Genomic DNA, 20,510 nt, shown 5'->3' with positions numbered 1-20,510 from the left:
ATTGCGCGCCAAGGCGCTGACGGGAGCGCCTTGGCCGGCAAGCCTACTGCGACGTCTGGGAGTTCAAGATCGACTCATACCGACCGCTCTCATAGGGAAAATCGCCGATCCGGCCATGGCTTCACTTCCCTCCGAAGCGCTGTCGCCTGCCGATATTTCGCACCTTGCTCAAGGCCGCTTCGGCCCACCCCTCCAGGGGCTGTATTGCAGCTCGACGAGGAATCGATCGCCCACCGTCTCCGAGGCGAAAAAGCCCGGCATCTGCCGGATATCCAGGGCCGCGCAACGCTCTTGCAGGCGCTGCCCCCGTTCAGGGTCCGGCTTGAAGTCGGAGGCTCTGGCGGCAATCGCGGACAGTCGCACCTGACAAGCTTGCACCTGTCCCTGCGCGTTGGCGTGGCCCTCGATCCGGGCGCTGCCCAGGCTGTCGAGGGTCTCTGCGGCGAACAGCTGCCGCCAGAAATACTGCTCTTGCGCCTTGTACTCGCGCACCGTTTCCCGAATCTTCTGTTCCTCCGCGGGCAAGCGACCGGGACGTGTGACCACCACCGGCAACACCACCTCAAGATTGGCTGCGGGCTGGCCTGAAAACAGCTCTGGTTCGGCCCTGGGGAACACCGAGTCCCAACAGATCCGCTCCACCGCCGCGGCCAGCGGGCGGTTATCCGGATAACGCGGCAACGGGTATTCGGGGAGTGCCTCGGTGCTGCAGGCCACCATCCGATTCAGCGGATCGATCACCGCTCGCAGCGACACGCCGCCGGACCAGCCATCGAGATCGGCGTTGCGCACGCCCGGTTCCAGCACCTGGCGAAAGTCGTCGACAAAGCGCTGGTAGCGACGCTGCTGCTGTTGCTCCGGCGTCTCTGGGGCGGCGGTCTTGCAAGCGGCCAGCGCCAGCAGGCCGGTCAGCATCAGCGCCGCCAGAACGGCGCGGGTCAGGTCAGTCGTGAAGGGGGCGTGCACGGTTCACTCCATGAAAAAGGGCCTCGGCCCCTGGACCTGAAACAGGCTCTAGCGTCACAGGGGCGTTGAGCATAAAGGCCGGCGCGGGGCCTCACAAAATTTTCTGCGCAGGAAAACGCCAGCATGCACCCAGGCATAGACCTGATGGGCCCAACTGGTCCAACGCCTGGGGTATGCGCCAGGGAACCACCCCCGGGGCTGTGCCAGAGGCCACATGACTGGGCATTTTTCGCGTCGTTTTCCGACCTGCTCCCATCTCCCTTGCCAGCCGCGCACCAGCAGCCCTCTGGTGCTTGGCTCTCGTGCTTGAGCGCGACGCTCTCGGTTTGCTGGTTGGACAAGAACGGTTCCCACTGCTTTCATTCACAGCCTGGTCCGGCTGCAGTGCGCTCAGGGAGTGAGTCAATGCCTTTTAAGATCATGATGGTTTTTGGAACGCGCCCGGAGGCAATCAAAATGGCGCCGCTGGCCCGGGTGCTGCGGCACTGGCCCGGTCTGCACCTGCATATATGCTCCACCGGGCAGCACCGGGAAATGCTCAAGCAGGTCCTGGACGCCTTCGAACTGCAAGTCGACCAAGACCTGGAAGTGATGACCCACGACCAATCCCTCAATGGCCTGTCGCAACAATTGCTGAAGCACCTGGACATCACCCTCGAACGCCTGCAACCGGATATCGTCCTGGTTCATGGCGACACCACCACCAGCTTCATCACCGCCCTCGCCGCCTTCAACCGCCAGTTGCCCATCGGTCATGTCGAGGCCGGACTGCGCACGGGCGACCTCAGGACACCCTGGCCCGAGGAGGCCAACCGGCGCCTGACCGGGGTCATCGCCGACCTGCACTTCGCTCCGACCGCCGAAGCCAAGGCCAACCTGCTGCGGGAAAACGTGCCCGCGGACAGCATCGAGGTCACCGGCAACACGGTGATCGATGCGCTGCGGTGGATGCGGCAGCACCAGCAACAGAGCCAATGGCGCCCCGCCATCGATTCGCCCCTGGCGGTGCTGGAACACAACCGGCGCATGGTGCTGATCACCTGCCACCGCCGGGAAAACTTCGGCCAGGGTGTCCGCCATATCTGCCAGGCCGTGGCAATCCTGGCCCAGCGCTATCCGGATGTGCAGTTCGTCTACCCGGTACACCTCAACCCACAGGTACAGAGCGTGGTCGGTGACCTGCTCTCGGACACCCCCAACATCTACCTGATAGCGCCTCAGGACTATCAGCATTTTGTCTGGCTGATGGCGCGCTCGTACTTGATCCTCAGCGACTCCGGCGGCATTCAGGAGGAAGCCCCCGCCATCGGCAAGCCGCTGCTGGTGCTGCGGGAGGTCACCGAGCGGCCGTCGGCGCTGAAAGGAGGCACGGTGCTGCTGGTGGGTACCGACCGCGAGCGCATTGTGCGCCATGCCGCAGAACTGCTGGACAATGCACAACTCCATGTACGCATGAGCCGGGTGCACAGCCCCTACGGCGACGGCCACGCCAGCGAACGCATTGCCCGCCGCCTGTACGACTGGCTCAAGGCCAAAGCCCGGCCCGACAGGGCAGGCGCCTTGCCTGCACAGGCAGGGAACGGCCCGCTCAAGCAGGCCAACGAAGCCTAGCCACACGACAGCGGCGACGATAGGTGCCAGCACATCGCCGCCGACATCCCATCACGGACATGGCCAGGGCTCGCGCCCTCGCCATTCGCTCAGTCCGCGGTCTGGCGCGACAGCAGCACCTGGGTCACCCGGCGCTCTTCCACCGCCCTGACCTGAAGGCTCCAGCCATCCCACTCGACCCGGTCGCCCTTGACCGGCAAACGGTCCAGCAGGCTCATCACCAGCCCGGCCAGGGTCTGGTAGTCCTCGGTGGGCTCGGCGCCAAAGCCGGTGCGCTGGCGCACCTGCGGCAGATTCAGCGCGCCATTGACCAGAAAGCCGCCCTCTTGCTCCACCACGTCCGGCCCCTCGATCTCACTGGCATCCGGCAGCTCGCCGGCGATGGATTCGAGAATGTCGGTCATGGTCAGAATGCCCATGAAATCGCCGAACTCGTTGATCACGAAGGCAATGTGGGTCGACGCCTTGCGCATCTGCTCCAGCGCGTTGAGGATCGAAAAGCTCTCCAGCAGGTTGATGGTCTTGCGCGCCAGATGCTCGAGGTTCGGCTCGCTGCCGGCCAGGTATTCCTTGAGCAACTCCTTCTTGTGCACAAAGCCCAAAGGCTCATCCACCGCGCCGTCGCGAATCAGCGGCAGGCGCGAGTAGGACGAATGCATCAGCTTGGTCCGAATAGTCTCAGGACTGTCCGTCAGGTCGATGTAATCAACCTCAGCGCGCACCGTCATCAGGCTGCGGATCGGTCGCTCCGCCAGTTGCAGCACGCCGCTGATCATCACCCGCTCGCGGCGGTCGAACAGCTCGCTGCTGGGGGCCTCGCCATCTTCCAGCAGATCGGCGATCTCCTCGCCCACCTCTTCCACCGCCAGCTTGCGTCCACCCAGCAGGCGCATCACCGCATAGGCCGTGCGTTCGCGCATCGGCCGCAGGCCCTGCATGGACTTCTTGCGCCGGGCCCGGGCGATCTGGTTGAACAGCTCGATGAGGATCGAGAAACCGATGGCCGCGTACAGGTAGCCCTTGGGAATATGGAAGCCCAGGCCTTCGGCGGTCAGGCTGAAGCCGATCATCATCAAGAAGCCCAGGCACAGCATGATCACCGTCGGGTGGGCGTTGACGAAGCGGGTCAGCGGCTTGCTGGCGACGATCATCACACCGATGGACACCACCACCGCGATCATCATCACCGCCAGGTGCTCGACCATGCCCACCGCGGTGATCACCGCGTCCAGGGAGAACACCGCATCAAGCACCACGATCTGCGCCACGATCGGCCAGAACAGGGCGTAGGTGGTGCTGCCCGCGCGCTGGCTGACATGGCCTTCCAGGCGTTCGTGCAACTCCATGGTGGCCTTGAACAACAGGAACACACCACCGAACAGCATGATCAGGTCACGACCCGAGAAGCTGTGCTCGAACACCTCGAACAACGGCTGGGTCAGGGTCACCATCCACGAGATGCTGGCCAGCAGGCCCAGGCGCATCAGCAGCGCCAGGGACAGGCCGATCAGCCGCGCGCGGTCACGCTGCTCCGGCGGCAGCTTGTCCGCGAGGATGGCGATAAACACCAGGTTGTCGATGCCCAGCACCAGCTCCAGGACGATCAGGGTCAACAGGCCAAGCCAGGCCGTGGGGTCTGCAATCCATTCCATAACGACGACTCAAGTTCTCCGGAAAATTCAAACGGCCAGACGCGAGCGAGCGCCAAGATGCAGGAACTGCGAGATCTTGGGAGCGGGCTGGTCAGAAAAGGAAGCGGCAAATGCCAGAAAAGTGCGGCCGGGAGAATGGCTGCCTGAAGAGCAAGGCCTCAGTGCGAGCGAATGGCGCGATAGGTCATGGGGCGAAACAAGGAAAGAGCGCCGACTGGGGGGCTCCGAGAGCGTGTTCATGCAAGTCCTGAGTGAAAAAACGGATTTGGAGATTACAGGCAGGACGAGCCGATTCCCCAGCGGGAAATCATTACAAGATTTTATCCGGCGTCCCCTTGGCCGGCGCTAGAGCGGCTCGGAAATCTCGATCAGGTTCAGGTCCGGATCCCGCAGGTACACCGAGCGGATCGGCCCCGTGGCACCGGTGCGCGACACTGGCCCTTCGATGATCGGCCAGTTGACCTGCTGCAGGTGAGCAATCACCTGCTCCAGGGGCACGCTGGCGATAAAGCACAGGTCCAGTGCACCCGGCACCGGCAGGTGGGCCTTGGGTTCGAACTCCTGGCCGCGCACATGCAGGTTGATCTTCTGGTTGCCGTACCTGAAGGCCTTGCGCCCGCCGGCAAAGGTTTCCAGGCGCATGCCCAGTACGCGGACGTAGAAGTCCTCGGCGGCCAAAGGATCGATGGTGGTCAGTACCAGATGGTCCAGATGATCAAGCATCAACGGCATAACTCCCGAGGGGTGCGAAACGGCCCGGGGATTATGCGCGCCGGGCGTGCCCTTGAACACTCGGTTTCAAGCCTTGCGCCGATACTCGCGACGCACCTGCTCGATGTAGCGCACCACGGCCGGTGCCTGTTCGAAACGCCGGTGAATCAGCGACAGCCAGGAGGTTGCCGCGCTACCGCCTATGGGCCGGTACACGACATGGGGCAGGTTCACATGCCCCACCACCGATTCGGGCACCACCGCCACGCCCTGCCCCAGGGACACCAGGGCCAGCACCGCTACCAGGCCACCGGGCTGAGCACCCAGTTTGGGGGCATAGGCCCCCTGGGCCGCCACCTGCAAGGTGCCGCTGATCTGCTCCGGAAGGATGAAGGTTTCATTGAGCAGGTGCTCGGAGGCGATCTGCGGCAGGCGGCACAGCCAGGACTCGGCAGACAGCGCCAGGACGAACCCTTCGGCATCCAGGGCAATGGCCTCCACGCCCTCGGGCAGGGTCATGGGCGAGCGGATGTAGCCGACATCCAGGCGCCCGTCGGCGACCCGCGCCGGCAGGGTCGCCATCGGGCACTCCCGCACATTCAGGCTGACGTCCGGACAATCGCGGCTGAAACCCTGCACCTGCTTCTGCAGCAACCCGCCGTACACCGCCGACGCCACATAGCCCAGCTCGATATGACCGATCTCGCCCCGTCCGGCGCGCTGGGCATTGCGCTGGGCGAACTCGAACTGGCGCACCGTGGCTTCGGCCTCCATGAGCAAGGCGGCACCGGCTTCGGTGAGGCTGACCTCGCGCTGCTGACGCAGGAACAGGCGGGTGCCAAGGGCTTTTTCCATGTCCTGGATCTGCCGGCTCAAGGTCGGCGGGGCGATCCCCAGCTGCTCGGCGGCACGGGTGAAATTGCGTTGCCGGGCCACGGCGAGGAAGTAGCGAAAGTGGCGAATTTCCATAAACGGCATTAGCTCAAAGGTAATGAACTGGCGGTCAGCGGCTAACAAAAGCTCGCAAAGCCCGGGATAAGCTGGGCCGACCTTCACAGTAGAGAGCCTCTGCCATGCCCGTCAAACCTCTATTTTCGGCAATGACCGTCTGCTGCGGCCCACATAACGCGGTGGCCGGGCGCACTCAAGTCGGCATTGCCTACAAAGCAATCTCCACCCTGGCCACTCACCAGAACCTGCTCGATACCCTCCTCAACCGACGGACCGCGCCATGAACCGCCCCATCAACCCGCGCGCAACCCTGCTGACCGCCTCCGGGGTCTGCTCGCTGATCGTCCTCGACACCAACATCGTCGCCGTCGCCCTGCCAAGCATCGCCCGCGACCTGGGGGCCAACTTCGCCGATATCGAGTGGGTGGTCAGTGCCTACATGCTGGCCTTTGCCGCCCTGCTGCTGCCGGCGGGCAGCCTGGCCGACCGCTTCGGGCGCAAGAAGACCCTGCTCTGCGGCCTCGGCCTGTTCATCCTCGCCTCCCTGGGCTGTGGCGCCGCGCCCAATGCGCTACTGCTGGACATCGCCCGAGCCTTCAAGGGCGTGGGCGCGGCGCTGCTGCTGACCTCGGCCCTGGCCTCCATCGGCCACACCTTTCATGACGAGGTGGAGCGGGCCAAGGCCTGGGCCTTCTGGGGCGCCTGCATGGGCATGGCGATGACCGCCGCGCCCACCGTCGGCGGGCTGATCACCGAATACTGCGGCTGGCGCTGGATCTTCTACTTCAACCTGCCGGTGGGCGCCCTGCTGTTGTGGAGCGTGCTGCGCAACGTGCCCGAATCCCGGGATACCCAGGCCGCGCGCCTCGACCCCTGGGGCAGCCTGGCCTTCAGCGCCAGCCTGCTGTGCCTGATCTGGGGCCTGATCGAAGCCAACCGCATCGGCTGGAGCCACCCGGCCACAACGACCCGGCTGCTGGCCGGCGTCGCCCTGCTGGGGTTGTTCGTGCTGATCGAGCGCCTGCAAAGTCGGCCCATGGTGGATCTGCAGCTGTTTCGCCATCCGCGGTTCATCGGCGCCCTGCTGGGCATGTTCGCCTACGCCGGCTGCGCCCAGGTGATGATGACCCTGCTGCCCTTCTACCTGCAGAACGGCCTGGGCTTCTCGGCCATCGCCTCGGGCCTGGGCATGCTGCCCTTCGCCCTGACCATGCTGATCTGCCCACGGATCGGCGCGCGCCTGGCCGGGCGTTACGCCCCGGCGACGCTGATGGCCGCCGGGCTGACCCTGGTGGGCAGCGGCAACCTGCTCAGTGCCTGGGCGGTGCACAGCGGTGGCTACCTGAGCTTCGCCCTGGCGATTGCCGTGACCGGCGCCGGGGCCGGCCTGCTCAACGGCGACACGCAGAAAAACATCATGGCCTGCGTCCCCCGGGAACGCACCGGCATGGCATCGGGCATGAGCACCACCATGCGCTTCAGCGCCATCATGCTGGCCATCGGCGTGTTCGGAGCGCTGCTGGCCAGCCATACCCAGCAACTGTTGCAAGGCAGCCTGCGCCAACTGCCCGGGAACGGGGCACTACACGCGCCGGACATCGCCTCCCGCGTGGTGGCCGGAGACATGCAAGGCGCCCTGGCCAGCCTGCCGCCGGAAGTTCGGGACCTGGTTGAGCCCCTGGCGCAGCAGGCGTTTGTCGGCGGCTTCGGGCTGGTGCTGGCCGTGGCCGGCCTGCTCGCCCTGCTCGGCGCGCTGGTGGTCGGACGCCTGATGCGCAATCCCCTGCCCCAGGCGCAAGGACTGGCCCTGAAGCTGGAGTAACCGCCCGCTACCCGCTGCCGCACGTTCGGCAGCGGGCACAGGGGCAAGACGGCGCCGAACCCGGCGACGGCGGCCCGGCGCGCTCTTGCTGAAGCATGCAGGAACGGGCTGCAGATGACGGAACGATGCCCCGGCCGTCGGTTCAAACGCGGCGACTTCAAGGCCCGGCCCCCACCTAAAGAGTTCGTAAAGAATGCGCGCACGCGCCCCGTTGTGCCCGACAAATGCGCTTCAATAACGCTCACGCCAAGCCTGAAACTCCCGGAGAGCCCCATGAGCAAGCTTGCCCGCTACCTGCAGGTCGAAGACATTCTCCTGGCCGTCAACGTCTCGAACAAACAGCGGCTGTTCGAGCAGGTGGGCCGTCATCTTCAGGAAACGCGACAGTTGCCGGGCGATGCGGTCACCGCCAGTCTGTGGCGCCGGGAGCTGGCCGCCAGTACCGCGATCGGCGATGGCGTGGCGCTGCCCCATGCCCGGCTCGCCGAACTGGACGGCATCCACGCGCTGTACCTGCGGCCGCAGAGCGCCATCGCCTTTGCCGCTCCCGACCAGCAGCCGGTGAGCGATGTTCTCGTGCTGCTGGTGCCCGCCCCCGCCGATCAGCAGCACCTGGACTTGCTGGCGGACACCGCCCGGCTGTTTTCCAACCCGCGCTTTCGCCAGGCCTTGCTGCGCTGCAAGGATGGGGTTCAGGTCAAGCAGCTGTTCGATCACTGGTAGTGTCAGCGTCGCCGAGCGGGCGCGGCGGGCGACGGACACAGGGCATCGTCAGAGATAGCCCCAAGCCACCGACTGCCGCGCCGCGCAAGATTTCCTCTATTGGCGGTTAGTCCACTCATCCATTAACGTTCATGGCACCTCTGGCAGCTTGCTGCTGGAGGGGGTGCCTGTCCTGCGCCTGGCCCGGTACCCAGATGGCCGTTGAAACCACTCACCGTTCGAGCCATTCGAGTGATTATGAAAGAGCGACAGCTGCCGCCCGCATCCCCCGGTGGCCGGCGACCGGGCAACGGCCGCTCCGGTCGAGAACCTGCCCGATCCCCTTCCCTGTTCGCCTTTGCCCTGCCGCCCTTGAGCCTGTTCTGCTGCGCATGGCTGGCCGGCTGCGCGGTCGGGCCGGACTTCACTCGCCCCGAACTCGCCGCAGACGCCGGCTACAGCGCCACGCCCCTGCCCGCCAGCACCGCCTCGGCGCAGATCGCCAACGCTGGCGCGGCGCAGCGTTGGGTGGCCGGCATGGACATCCCCGGGCAATGGTGGACGCTGTTCCGCTCCCGGGAGCTCAATGACCTGGTGGAGGAAGCGCTGCGGGCCAACCCGGACCTGGACGCCGCCCAGGCCGCCTTGCGTCAGGCCCATGAGCAGCTGTACGCCGAGCAGGCTTCGCTGTTTCCGTCCCTCAGCGCCTCGGCGTCGAAAACCCGGGAAAAAGCCTCCGCCGCCAGCGCCCTGGGCACGAGCGGCGCAGCGGCGGCCGGTGGCTCCTCCGGGCAGATCTTTACCCTCAACTCGGCGTCGCTGAGCGTGTCCTACGCGCCGGACGTATTTGGTGGCAACCGTCGGCAGATCGAAGCCAGCGGTGCGCAGGTCGACTACCAGCGCTACCAGCTCGAAGCGGCATACCTGACCCTGAGCGCCAACCTGGTGAACACCGTCATCAGCCTGGCCTCGGTGCGCGACCAGATCGCCGCCACCGAAAGCGTGATCGCCCTGCAGAGCGATCAGCTCGACCTGCTGCGGGCGCAACGCCGGCTCGGGGCCATCGGCGACAGCGACCTGCTGACCCAGGAAGCGACACTGGCCCAGACCCGCGCCACCCTGCCGCCGTTGCAGAAGCAATTGGCGCAAACCCGCAACCAGTTGCAGGCCTACCTCGGGCGCCTGCCCAGCCAGGACCGCGACGAGCAGTTCCAGCTGGCATCCCTGCACCTGCCCCAGGAGCTGCCCCTGAGCCTGCCCTCGGCCCTGGTCGAGCAGCGCCCCGACGTGCGTTCCGCCGAGGCCCAGTTGCATCAGGCCAGCGCCAGTATCGGCGTGGCCATCGCCAATCAGTTGCCGCAGTTCAGCATCAGCGCTTCCCTGGGCTCCACGGCGCTGGCCGGCACCCGGCTGTTTTCCTCGGGCACCGGGGTCTGGAGCCTGGCCGGCTCGATCGCCCAGCCAATCTTCGACGCCGGGGCCCTGGAGCATCGCAAGCGCGCCGCAGTGGCCGCCTACGATGAAGCCGCCGCGCGCTATCGCAGCACGGTGATCGCCGCCTTCGAGGATGTGGCCAACGCCCTGCGCGCCCTGGAAGCCGACGCCGCGGCCCTCGAGCAGCAAGTGGCCGCCGAGCGCGCCGCGCGCCAGAGCCTGGATCTGGCCCAGGCCCAGTACCGCCTGGGCGCCGTGGGTTACCTGAACCTGCTCACCGCCCAGCAGACCTACCAGAACGCCATTGTCAGCCGGGTCCGGGCCCAGGCCGCCCGCTACAGCGACACCACCGCGCTGTTCCAGGCCCTGGGGGGCGGCTGGTGGCAGCGTCGCGATGTCGACCCCGCCAGCCTCGGCAGCCCCGATCGTTTCGGCTGGCCGTCGCTCAAGGAGATGTATCCGCCGCCCGCTGCGCATGACCGCGACCAGGCTCACGTCGGGCCCGCTGCGGCCGCCGTCCACAGCTCGGCGCCCGCGCCGGCTGCCCCCACCCGACCTGCACCCTTGCCTTAAGTGAGATCCGCCATGGCCGACGTCAATTCCAGCCCCTCCACCGCGCACCCCGCCGCGGCCCCGCAGACGCCGCGCAAGCGCCGCCTGCTGTGGCCCATGCTGATCATGCTGGGCGTGGTGCTGCTGATTGTCGCGGTGATCGGCGGGGTCAAGTTCGCGCAGATTTCCAAGCTGATCGCCCAGGCCAAGGTGCCGCTGCCTCCCGCCGTGGTGACCGCGCTCAAGGCGCAATACGAAGACTGGCAACCGAGCCTCTCGGCCGTCGGTTCGATGAAGACCGTGCGCGGGGTGGACGTCACCACCGAGGTCGGCGGCATCATTCGCAGCATCGGCTTCAAGCCCGGCCAGCAGGTGGCGGCGGGCGACCTGCTGGTGCAATTGAACGCCGATGCCGACATCGCCCAGCTGCGCGCGCTGGAGGCCACGGCCAATCTGGCCGGCACTGTGCTCAAGCGCGACAGGGCCCAGTTGGCGGTGAGCGCGGTGTCCCAGGCCCAGGTCGAAGCCGACGAGGCGGACCTCAAGGCCAAGCTCGCGGCCGCCGAGCAGCAGCGGGCGCTGGTGGCGAAAAAGAGCATCCGCGCGCCCTTCGCCGGGCGCATCGGGATCACCGGGATCAACCTCGGGCAGTACCTCAATCCCGGCGACAAGATCGCCAACCTGCAGACCTTCGACCCCATCTACATCGACTTCAACGTACCCCAGACCCAGGTGCAGCAGATTGCCCTCGGCCAGAGCGTCACGGTCAGCGCCGACGGCCTGCCCAAGCAGCGCTTCAGCGGTCGGGTCAGCTCCATCGACACCCAGTTCGATGCCAATACCCGCAACGTCACGGTCGAGGCCACCGTCGACAATCCCCAGCACAGCCTGGTGCCGGGCATGTTCGCCCGGGCCGTGGTCGCCTCTGGCGGCACTCAGCGCTACCTGACCCTGCCGCAGACCTCGGTCACCTACAACCCTTATGGCACCACGGTGTTCGTCGCCACCCAGAAGAACAACGAGCAAGGCGAGGCGCTGTTCACCGCGCAGCAGACCTTTATCGAAACCGGCCCGACCCGGGGCGACCAGGTGGCCGTGCTGTCCGGCGTCAAGGAAGGCGACCTGGTGATCACCAGCGGCCAGATGAAGCTCAAGAACGGATCGCCGGTGAAGATCGTCGACCGCGACGCGCCCTTGAACGATCCCTCCCCGACGCCACAAGAACACTAGGGCCCGGCCATGAATTTCACCGACACCTTCATCAAGCGCCCGGTCTGGGCCGTGGTGGTTTCGCTGTTCATCCTGATCCTCGGCCTGCGCTCGATCTTCGAGTTGCCGGTCAACCAGTGGCCGCGCACGGAAAACACCGTGGTGACCATCAGCACCTACTACTACGGCGCGGATGCGGCGACGGTGGCCGGCTTCATCACCCAACCCCTGGAAGCGGCCATCGCCCAGGCCCAGGGCATCGACTACCTGTCCTCCAGCAGCATCACCGGGCTGTCCACCATCACCGCGACCCTGCGCCTGAACTATGACTCCAGCAAGGCCCTGACCGAGATCAACACCCAGGTCAACTCGGTGAAGAACCAACTGCCGGCCCAGGCCCAGGAGCCGGTGCTGACGGTGGCGGTGGGCCAGACCACCGACGCCATGTACCTGGGGTTCTACAGCGACACCCTGGCCACCAACAACATCACCGATTACCTGGTGCGGGTGGTCAAGCCCAAGCTCGACTCCCTGGAAGGCGTACAGACCGCGGAGATCCTCGGCGGCCGCCAGTTCGCCCTGCGCGCCTGGCTCGATCCCGACAAGCTGGCGGCCCACAACGTCACCGCCCAGGACGTGGCCAGCGCCCTGGCCAACAACAACTACCTGTCCGCCGTGGGCTCGACCAAGGGCCAGATGATCACCGTGGACCTCACCGCCGGCACCGACCTGCACACGGTGGACGAGTTCAAGCGCCTGGTGGTCAAGCACAACGGCGACGCCCTGGTGTACCTGGAAGACCTGGGCAACGTCACCCTGGGCGCGGAAAGCTACGACAGCAGCGTGGCCTTCTCCGGCAAGCGTTCGGTGTTCATCGGCATCAAGGCGGCGCCGACCGCCAACATCCTCAATGTCGCCGAGAACGTGCGCAAGGCCTTCCCCGACCTGCAATCGCAATTGCCCGCCGGGGTGCGCGGCGAGATCGTCTACGACTCCACGGCCTTCATCAACACCTCGATCTATGAGGTGGTGAAGACCCTGGTGGAAGCCATGGTCATCGTCTCGGTGGTGATCTACCTGTTCCTCGGCTCGTTCCGCGCGGTGATCGTGCCCCTGGTGGCGATCCCGCTGTCGCTGGTGGGCACCTTTTTCGTCATGTACCTGCTGGGCTACTCCATCAACCTGCTGACCCTGCTGGCCCTGGTGCTGGCCATCGGCCTGGTGGTCGACGACGCGATCATCGTGGTGGAGAACGTCGACCGGCACATCAAGGAGGAAGGCAAGGGCGCGCTGGAGGCCGCGCTGCTGGCGGCCCGGGAGCTGGGCGGACCGATTGTCGCCATGACCGTGGTGCTGATTGCCGCCTACGTGCCCATCGGCCTGCGCAGCGGCCTGACCGGCGCGCTGTTCAAGGAGTTCTGTTTCTCCCTGGCCGGTGCGGTGACGGTGTCGGCGGTGATCGCCCTGACCCTGTCGCCGATGATGACCTCGCGATTGTTCAAGAACGGCCAGGAAGAAGGCCGGTTCGCCCAGCGCCTGGACCGCTACTTCGACTGGTTGCGAGGGCGCTATCACCGGGTGCTGGCCGCCGGGCTGAATATCTGGCCGGTGCTGGTGACCTTCGGCTTCCTGCTGTTCCTGCTGGTGGCCGCCAGCGGCATGACCGCCAAGAGCGAGCTGTCGCCCACCGAGGACCAGGGCCTGGTGTTCATGCAGATCAAGGGCGCGCCCACCGCTTCGCCGCAGCAGATGGAGCGGATTGCCGACCAGGCGTTCCAGATCGCCAACAAGGAGCCCGAGTACCTGCAGATGTTCCAGCTCACCGGACTGCCGTCGCTGAACCAGGGGCTGGGCGGGGTGCTGCTCAAGTCCTGGGAAGACCGCAGCCGCACCCAGGCGCAGTTGATTCTCGACCTGCAGCAGAAATGGAACCAGGTGCCCGGCGCCGCCATCGCCGCCTTCCCCCTGCCCTCACTGCCGGGGGCCCAGGGCCTGCCGGTGCAGTTCGTGATCACCACCACCGAGTCGGTGGCGAACCTCAACGAAGTGGCCCAGGCGGTGCTCGCCGAAGCCACCAAGCAGCAGCTGTTCTGGTTCTCCGACCTCGACCTCAAGCTCGACAAGCCCCAGGCCAAACTGGTGGTGGACCGGGAAAAAATCGCCGCCCTGGGCATGACCCAGGCCGACGTCGGCGCGGCGCTGTCGGCGGCCCTGGGGGGCAACTACGTGAACTACTTCTCCACCGCCGGGCGCTCCTACCGGGTGATCCCCCAAGTGCTGCAGGTGGACCGCCTGAACCCGCAGCAGATCCTCGACTACTACATCCGCACCCCGTCGGGGAGCATGATCCCGGCCAGCACCGTGGCGCATATCGAGACGTCCACGGAACCGGAGTCGATCAACCATTTCCAGCAACTCAACTCGGCCACCCTGTCCGGGGTCAGTGGCCTGTCCCAGGGCGAGCTGCTGGCCAAGCTCAAGGGCATCCTGGAACAGGTGGCGCCGTCGGGCTATTCCACCGACTACGCCGGCGAATCGCGGCAGTTCATCCAGGAATCCGGAGGCTTCGTCGGCCTGCTGCTGTTCTCGATCCTGATCGTCTACCTGGCCCTGGCGTTCCAGTTCGAGAGCTACCGCGACCCGGTGGTGATCCTGTTCTCGGTGCCGCCGGCGCTGTTCGGCGCCCTGGCCTTCATCACCATGGGCTTTGCCTCGATCAACGTGTACACCCAGGTCGGCCTGGTGACCCTGCTGGGGCTGATCACCAAGCACGGGATCCTCATCGTGCAGTTCGCCAACCAGTTGCAACTGGCCGGCTACAGCAAGCGCGAGGCCATCGAAGAGGCGGCGGCGGTGCGCCTGCGGCCGATCCTGATGACCACCGCGGCCATGGTCCTGGGGGTGGTGCCGCTGGTCTGGGCCTCCGGCGCCGGGGCGGCGGGCCGCCACGACATGGGCCTGGTGATCTTCGCCGGGCTGTCCATCGGCACCCTGCTGACCCTGTTCATGGTGCCGGCCATGTACCTGTTCATCGGCGCCACCCACGCTGCGGCCACCACCACGGCACCAGGCCCGATGGCCGGCGAGGACATCGCACACCGGGCCTGAGGCGGCCCGGATCAGTGCATTCGTTCCTCCCAGCTGTTGCAACATCCGAGACAAAGCCCGGCGCCAACGGCCGGGCTTTGCCCGATGACGCGGCAACATAAGTTGTGCAGTCAGCGGATCGACACCCCATGGCGCTTGGACAGTGAAAAACTTCAACTCTTGATAACGCAAAAACTTCCTTTCACGGCCTTGCCATCCATAGCCAATACACTTTTAGCGGACACTAACAACAGCCTCCGTAACATCCAGATATTGCACTTGCGTTAAATGAATAAAATAAAAAGTTAACTTTCGCTGACGATTGTAGCCCGTAAAAAACCATGTTAAACAACTCGAAAATCGGCACAACGGACAACTTGGATGTTCAATTCAAACTTGCATCGGAAGATGGTCTTCGTCGGTTTTCTGTTGATCTCCAGCCACCTCAACGCCGACTCATTCTCTGGCGGCACTGGCTGGGGCAAACTTGCTCAGGTCCTGCTTTCAGTGAGCACCTGCCAGAACCGCCTGCTGCAGACGGAACGCGCCGCATGCTTCAAGCGCAATGCCCGGCAGGCCTGCCAATATGCCCCCGAAGGCATTGAGAAAGACAACTGTATAAAAGAATATTCGGGCTATTCGAACCCGGCGGACAGCGCTTCATCAAAAGAATCTTCTCGCACTTCAGGTTCTGACATGGCCAATCAGCCGCCGAAGTTCCTGGCGCCTGTTACAGCGACAGCGGCCAAATCGCAAACGGCCCACACGGATGAGTTGGACTCAAGAATAAAAGGACTTTTGTACGCTCCAGCACCTGGGCCACTTTAATCGATGCATGAGCACTTCATGCCCAGGGGCAGAATGGTGCTACAGCGGCGGCTGACTCGCTCGACGATACTCGACCGCAGCAGAAGGCAACCTCAGCCAGGCAATGGTCGACGCAGCGCTTGGCCGCGATGCCCGACACGGCCCGATAAACGCCACTCAGCGCAGCAAGCGCCGCAGCCCCGCCTCGAATACTCCGTCCAGCTCCGCCCCGGCCTCCCCGGCCAGGGCCAGCGCCAGGGCATGGCCGTGGCTGTAGTCCACCAGCAGGTCGAACAGCACCGGGTCGGCGTCGAAGGCGCGCACTTCCTCGCGCAGGCGCTGGCTGAAGGCCGCCAGGGAACCGGCGAACAACCGCGAATCGCCGAGGATGCACAAGGTCAGCGCCGGGTGGCGCCGGACCCGCGCCATGTACCCGCCCAACAGCGCCTGGATCCGTTGAGCCGGCGGCAACGACGCAGCCGGCTCAGGCAAGGGCTCGGCGTGCACCCGCTCCACCAGCAGGCGCATCAGGTTGTGCTGGTCGCCAACGTGGTAGGCCACCGACATCGGCGTGATCCCCAATTGCCGCGCCAGGGCCCGGCCACCAAAGCCCTGGGGACCCAGCTCCTCCAGCAACGCCAGGCCGACGTCGAGAACCTGCTCCAGGCTCAGCTCGCGACCCGCCGCGGGGCGGCCGCTGCGCTTGCGGCGCTCAGGCATGGGCAGCCTCGTGTTCGACCCGATAGCGAGTGCTGACCAGCCCGTCGGGATAGCGCCGGGAGTCGATGCAGCTCAGGCGCAGGTCCTGCGCCAGGGCGCCGAACAATGGCCGGCCAGTGCCGATCAGCACCGGCACCCGGGTCAGGGTCATTTCATCGATCAGGCCGGCCTGGAGAAAGGCCTGGATCAGCGTGCCGCCGTCGATATAGGCGCTCTTCCAACCCTCGGCCTGCAACTGCGCAACCAGTTCCACAGGCGGCGCGGCGCTGATGCGCACCCGGCCTTCCAGGCGCTGTGGCACGTCCTGCTGGCCCAGGGTGCGGCTGAGCACCACCACCGGCTTGGCGAACGGCCAGGGCGTGAAACCCAGCACGCTGTCGTAGGTGGCGCGGCCCATGACGATCCCGTCCACCCTGTCCATGAACGCTGCGTAGCCATAGTCCTCGCCGGATGCGCCGCTGGGCAGCCAGTCGATGGAGCCATCGTCGCGAGCGATGAAACCGTCCACCGAAGTGGCGATGAATACCTTGCCGAATGCCATGGGCATTGCCTCCTGAGGGCTTAAACATACGGCGTATGATAAACCGCTGCCGGGGCCGCCTGACAGCGCTTCTCAAGTTCCCGGCCGTCAAGCGCCCTCGGCGTAGGCCGCCAACCCCTGCGCCAGCGCGGCAAAGGTCACCGCGCAACGGGGGCTGTCGCGCAGGTCTTCGTGCATGGCCACCCAGGTTTCCAGGCGCGGTGCGAACTCCGCGGCCAGGACCCGCACCAGCCGTGGGTCGGCGCTGGCCAGCCGGACCTGGCAGGCGCCAATGCCGAACCCGGCGCGCAGCGCCGCCAGTTGCGCCAGGTCGCTGTCGCTGCGCAGGGCAAAACGACCGCGAGAGAGCAGCGGGTACTGCTGTTGCATGCGGCGGATAAAGGCGCTTTCCCGGTCGAAGCCGATCAGCGCATGGCCCTCCAACTGTTCCTGCGTCTGCGGCGTGCCCTCACGCGCCAGATAATCGCGATGGGCATGCAGACCCAGTTCGATATCGCCGACACGGCGCGCCAGCAACGCTTCCTGGGTCGGGCGAAACATCCGCACCGCGATGTCCGCCTCGCGCTGCAGCAAGTCGTCGGCACGATTGGACAGCACCAGTTCGATCACCAGTTGGGGATGCTGCTGACGCAAGCGGGCGAGCATCGGCGGCAAGACCTCGACCCCGATGACTTCGCTGGCCGAGAGCCGTACACAGCCCTGCACGCCGGGTCCGTGGCTGCTGGCCACCCGGCGCAAGGCCGCCTCCCCCGCCGCCACCTGCAGCAGGTAGGGCTTGAGTTCCAGCGCCGCTTCAGTGGCGGCGTAACCGTCGAAGGAGCGGATGAACAGCTTCAGCCCCAGGGCCGCTTCAAGCTGGTCGATGTGCCGGCCGACCGTGGGCTGGGTCAGGCCCATGGCGCGGCCGGCGGCGGAAAGCGAACCGGTTTCCAGCACCGCGAGAAAGCTGCGGTACCAATCCCAATGAGGGCTGATGTCAGTCTGGGTATGCATTTTTTTATAGAGACCATCGAAGAACAGGCAATTTTCATTTAGCCGAGGATTTTGCACCCTGCAAGCACTCGTCAAGCAAAAGGAACCTCGTCATGCCAAACATCGCCTTGTGGGGTGCCGTCGGCGCCATCGGTCAAAGTATCGCCAGCAGCCTGCGCAGCCAGGGGCAGGCCTATAGGGTGGTGGGCCGCGATGCGGCCAGCCTGCAACAGGTCTTCGGCGCCGACCCGCTGGCCGAATGCGTGACCTGGAACCCCGACCAGAGCGCCAGCATCGAAGCCGCGGCCGCCGGCATCGACACCCTGATCTATCTGGTGGGGGTCAACTACTGGCAGTTCGAACTGCACCCGCACCTGATGCGCAAGACCCTGGACGGGGCGATCGCCGCCGGAGTGCGCAAGATCCTGCTGATCGGCACCGTCTACCCCTACGGCCCGGCCCAGGGCAACCCGGTGAGCGAAGATCACCCGCGCCAGCCCAACAGCTACAAGGGGCGCATGCGCCTGGCCCAAGAACAGGTGCTGTGGCAGGCCCATGCCGCGGGAAAGATCCAGGCCACGGTGCTGCGCCTGCCGGACTTCTACGGGCCCGGGGTCGACAAGAGCCTGCTGCACGGCGCGTTCCAGGCGGCGCTCCAGGGCGGCACGGCGAACCTGGTGGGCCCCCTTGATCGGCCCCACGAATTCGTCTTCGTGCCCGATGTCGGCCCGGTGGTCTGCCGCTTGATCGAACAGCCCGGCGCCTTCGGCCAGACCTGGCACCTGGGCGGCGCCGGGGTCACCAGCCAGCGCCAACTGCTGGAGCTGATCCGCCAGCACGGCGCCGTGCCCTTCAAGCAGCGGGTGATCGGCAAACCCCTGCTGCGCCTGCTGGGGCTGTTCGACCCGTTGCTGCGGGAGATGGTGGAGATGCACTACCTGATCAGCTCGCCGTTGATCCTCGACGATTCGGCCCTGCAACGCCTGATAGGCCCGCTGCACAAGACCGCCTATGCCGAGGGAGTACGCCGCACATTGGCCCAGGCGCGTATCTCGCAGCGGCCCTGAACGCGAGCCAAACCCCATCGGCTCCGCACTGGCGGCCCCACTGCTCAGCGCGCCGCCGGCGCCGGGATCGCCAGGCGGCTGGTGGCCTTGACCTCGCGCAGCGCCAGGCTCGACTGGATCGAGGCAATGCCCGGCTGGCGCCTGAGCACGTGCTCGACAAAGTCGCTGTAGCTGTCTAGGTCCTGGGCCAGCACTTGCAGCAGGTAGTCGGCGTCGCCGGTGATCTTGTGGCAGGCCTGGACCTCGGGCAGACGCATGATCACCGTCTCGAAATCGTCCGGGGTCTGGTCGGAGTGGGTGGCGAACCGCACATGGACAAACGCCATGATGTCCAGGCCCAGCAGGCGCCGGTCGAGGTTGGCCTGATAGTCCTTGATCACCCCCTCTTCTTCCATGCGCTTGCGCCGGCGCCAGCAGGGGGTAAGGCTCAGGGACAGGCGCTCGCTGAGCTCGGCATTGGAGATGCTCGCGTCCTGCTGCAAGAGGGCGAGGATCGCCAGGTCAGTGTCGTCGAGGGCGACGCGCTTAGTCATTTTTTTCACAATCAGCCACTCAAAGGAAAAATATTACCCAAAATTCTAGATTCATCCGAAGACAAAGCAAAGAAATCGCCGCCATGCCGGAACAAACTATTTGCACCGGACAATAACAATGGATGCCTTCAGCATGCTTACCGTCTTCAGCGAATCCCACCGCCTGCACCACGGCACCGAATTGAAGGACGGGGTGCTCAAGCCCTCGTTCGAGCAACCCAGCCGCGCCGACACGGTGCGTGACCGGGTCAGGCACGTGGGGCTTGGCGAGATCATCGGGCCTCGCGCCTTCGACCGCGCCTGCTACGTCGCCGCCCACAGCGAACGCTACGTGGCCTTTCTGGAAAACGCCTGGAACCAGTGGACTGCCACCGGCCGCCGTCACGACGCCCTGCCCCTGGTGTGGCCGGTGCGCGACCTGGCCAACCAGCAGGTGCCGGAGTTCATCGACGGCCAGCTGGGCTTCTTCGCCATGGACGCCGGCTCGCCGATCACCGCCAGTACCTGGGACGCGGCGCGCACCAGCGCCGATATCGCCCTCACCGGCCTGGCGCTGATCGACGAAGGCCAGGACAGCGCCTTTGCCCTGTGCCGCCCGCCGGGCCATCACGCCGCGCGGGAATACATGGGCGGCTACTGCTACCTGAACAACGCCGCGATTGCCGCGCAGCAGGCCATCACCCGGGGCGCCAAGCGGGTGGCGGTGCTGGACGTGGACTTTCACCACGGCAACGGCACCCAGAACATTTTCTACGACCGCGGCGACGTGCTGTTCGTCTCGCTGCACGGCGACCCGGCGGTGTCCTATCCCTACTTTTCCGGATTCGCCTCGGAGCGCGGCAGCGGCGCCGGCGAAGGCTGCAACCTGAACCTGCCCCTGCCCCGGGGCACCACCTGGGAGCGCTACCGCGAGGCCCTGGTGCAGGCCTGCCAGCAACTGCGGGCGTTCGCGCCGGAGCTGCTGGTGGTGTCCCTCGGGGTGGACACCTTCAAGGACGATCCCATCAGCCACTTCCTCCTCGAAAGCCAGGACTTCCTCGGCATGGGCCAGCTCATCGCCACGGTGGGCGTGCCCACGCTGTTCGTGATGGAAGGCGGCTACATGGTCGATGAGATCGGCATCAACGCGGTCAATGTGCTGCACGGCCATGGCAACCGCTAACGCGCGACCGA

At 65.8% G+C, this 20,510-nt stretch carries 18 protein-coding genes; 10 read left to right on the top strand and 8 right to left on the bottom strand.

Features of this window, described 5'->3' with window-relative positions; all coding sequences use genetic code 11:
* Positions 1–168: 168 nt before the first annotated feature.
* Positions 169–966 (bottom strand): hypothetical protein, encoded by a 798-nt coding sequence (locus GGI48_RS27510; RefSeq protein ID WP_179601024.1) that lies wholly within the window; start codon positions 964–966, stop codon positions 169–171.
* A 405-nt stretch (positions 967–1,371) separates the two neighbouring features.
* Between GGI48_RS27510 and wecB the strand changes: the two genes are divergently transcribed.
* The gene (gene wecB / locus GGI48_RS27505) at positions 1,372–2,577 is read left to right on the top strand and encodes a non-hydrolyzing UDP-N-acetylglucosamine 2-epimerase (protein WP_179601022.1); all 1,206 of its coding nucleotides are present in this window, start codon (positions 1,372–1,374) and stop codon (positions 2,575–2,577) included.
* Positions 2,578–2,666: 89 nt separating this feature from the next.
* On the opposite strand, the gene GGI48_RS27500 is transcribed toward wecB, so the two are convergent.
* From GGI48_RS27500 to GGI48_RS27490, 3 genes are all read right to left on the bottom strand, one after another.
* Positions 2,667–4,229 carry a TerC family protein gene (locus tag GGI48_RS27500; protein ID WP_179601020.1) on the bottom strand — a complete coding sequence of 521 codons (1,563 nt, stop codon included), beginning with the start codon at positions 4,227–4,229 and terminating at the stop codon, positions 2,667–2,669.
* A 345-nt stretch (positions 4,230–4,574) separates the two neighbouring features.
* On the bottom strand, positions 4,575–4,952 hold the full coding sequence (locus GGI48_RS27495; protein WP_016968581.1) for a VOC family protein: 378 nt from the start codon (positions 4,950–4,952) through the stop codon (positions 4,575–4,577).
* A 75-nt stretch (positions 4,953–5,027) separates the two neighbouring features.
* The gene (locus GGI48_RS27490) at positions 5,028–5,909 is read right to left on the bottom strand and encodes a LysR family transcriptional regulator (protein WP_177435132.1); all 882 of its coding nucleotides are present in this window, start codon (positions 5,907–5,909) and stop codon (positions 5,028–5,030) included.
* A gap of 104 nt (positions 5,910–6,013) precedes the next feature.
* On the opposite strand from GGI48_RS27490, the gene GGI48_RS27485 reads away from it, so the two are divergent.
* From GGI48_RS27485 to GGI48_RS27455, 7 genes are all read left to right on the top strand, one after another.
* On the top strand, positions 6,014–6,175 hold the full coding sequence (locus tag GGI48_RS27485) for a hypothetical protein (protein ID WP_179601018.1): 162 nt from the start codon (positions 6,014–6,016) through the stop codon (positions 6,173–6,175).
* The gene (locus tag GGI48_RS27480) at positions 6,172–7,713 is read left to right on the top strand and encodes an MFS transporter (protein WP_179601016.1); all 1,542 of its coding nucleotides are present in this window, start codon (positions 6,172–6,174) and stop codon (positions 7,711–7,713) included. Before GGI48_RS27485 ends, GGI48_RS27480 begins: the two co-directional genes overlap by 4 nt.
* A 273-nt stretch (positions 7,714–7,986) precedes the next feature.
* Positions 7,987–8,436: a PTS sugar transporter subunit IIA gene (locus GGI48_RS27475; protein WP_179601014.1), complete on the top strand. Its 450-nt coding sequence runs from the start codon at positions 7,987–7,989 to the stop codon at positions 8,434–8,436.
* Positions 8,437–8,673: 237 nt separating this feature from the next.
* Positions 8,674–10,422: an efflux transporter outer membrane subunit gene (locus GGI48_RS27470; protein ID WP_179601012.1), complete on the top strand. Its 1,749-nt coding sequence runs from the start codon at positions 8,674–8,676 to the stop codon at positions 10,420–10,422.
* A gap of 12 nt (positions 10,423–10,434) precedes the next feature.
* Positions 10,435–11,631 carry an efflux RND transporter periplasmic adaptor subunit gene (locus GGI48_RS27465; RefSeq protein ID WP_103739622.1) on the top strand — a complete coding sequence of 399 codons (1,197 nt, stop codon included), beginning with the start codon at positions 10,435–10,437 and terminating at the stop codon, positions 11,629–11,631.
* Between the two features lie 9 nt (positions 11,632–11,640).
* Positions 11,641–14,718, top strand: a complete 3,078-nt coding sequence (locus tag GGI48_RS27460) for an efflux RND transporter permease subunit (protein ID WP_179601010.1) — start codon at positions 11,641–11,643, stop codon at positions 14,716–14,718.
* 360 nt (positions 14,719–15,078) lie between these two features.
* Positions 15,079–15,525, top strand: a complete 447-nt coding sequence (locus GGI48_RS27455; protein ID WP_146777173.1) for a hypothetical protein — start codon at positions 15,079–15,081, stop codon at positions 15,523–15,525.
* A gap of 156 nt (positions 15,526–15,681) precedes the next feature.
* On the opposite strand, the gene GGI48_RS27450 is transcribed toward GGI48_RS27455, so the two are convergent.
* From GGI48_RS27450 to GGI48_RS27440, 3 genes are all read right to left on the bottom strand, one after another.
* Positions 15,682–16,224, bottom strand: a complete 543-nt coding sequence (locus tag GGI48_RS27450) for a TetR/AcrR family transcriptional regulator (protein ID WP_179601008.1) — start codon at positions 16,222–16,224, stop codon at positions 15,682–15,684.
* On the bottom strand, positions 16,217–16,765 hold the full coding sequence (locus tag GGI48_RS27445; RefSeq protein ID WP_103739625.1) for a dihydrofolate reductase family protein: 549 nt from the start codon (positions 16,763–16,765) through the stop codon (positions 16,217–16,219). Before GGI48_RS27445 ends, GGI48_RS27450 begins: the two co-directional genes overlap by 8 nt.
* Positions 16,766–16,852: 87 nt before the next feature.
* Complete coding sequence (locus GGI48_RS27440; RefSeq protein ID WP_179601006.1) at positions 16,853–17,758, bottom strand: LysR family transcriptional regulator; 906 nt, start codon at positions 17,756–17,758, stop codon at positions 16,853–16,855.
* A 92-nt stretch (positions 17,759–17,850) separates the two neighbouring features.
* On the opposite strand from GGI48_RS27440, the gene GGI48_RS27435 reads away from it, so the two are divergent.
* Positions 17,851–18,804: an SDR family oxidoreductase gene (locus GGI48_RS27435; RefSeq protein WP_179601004.1), complete on the top strand. Its 954-nt coding sequence runs from the start codon at positions 17,851–17,853 to the stop codon at positions 18,802–18,804.
* Between the two features lie 44 nt (positions 18,805–18,848).
* Here GGI48_RS27435 and GGI48_RS27430 read toward each other — a convergent pair whose 3' ends face one another.
* Positions 18,849–19,337: an Lrp/AsnC family transcriptional regulator gene (locus GGI48_RS27430; RefSeq protein ID WP_181957009.1), complete on the bottom strand. Its 489-nt coding sequence runs from the start codon at positions 19,335–19,337 to the stop codon at positions 18,849–18,851.
* A 133-nt stretch (positions 19,338–19,470) separates the two neighbouring features.
* Between GGI48_RS27430 and GGI48_RS27425 the strand changes: the two genes are divergently transcribed.
* Entirely contained in the window at positions 19,471–20,499 is a 1,029-nt protein-coding gene (locus GGI48_RS27425) for a histone deacetylase family protein (protein WP_177435133.1), read from the top strand.
* The last annotated feature ends 11 nt before the right edge of the window (positions 20,500–20,510 follow it).

It is taken from the genome of Pseudomonas protegens, assembly GCF_013407925.2.
In the GTDB taxonomy this organism is placed as follows: domain Bacteria; phylum Pseudomonadota; class Gammaproteobacteria; order Pseudomonadales; family Pseudomonadaceae; genus Aquipseudomonas; species Aquipseudomonas fluorescens_AP.
The sequence above is the reverse complement of the archived record's forward strand: the minus strand, read 5'-3'. Positions and strand labels throughout refer to the sequence as shown.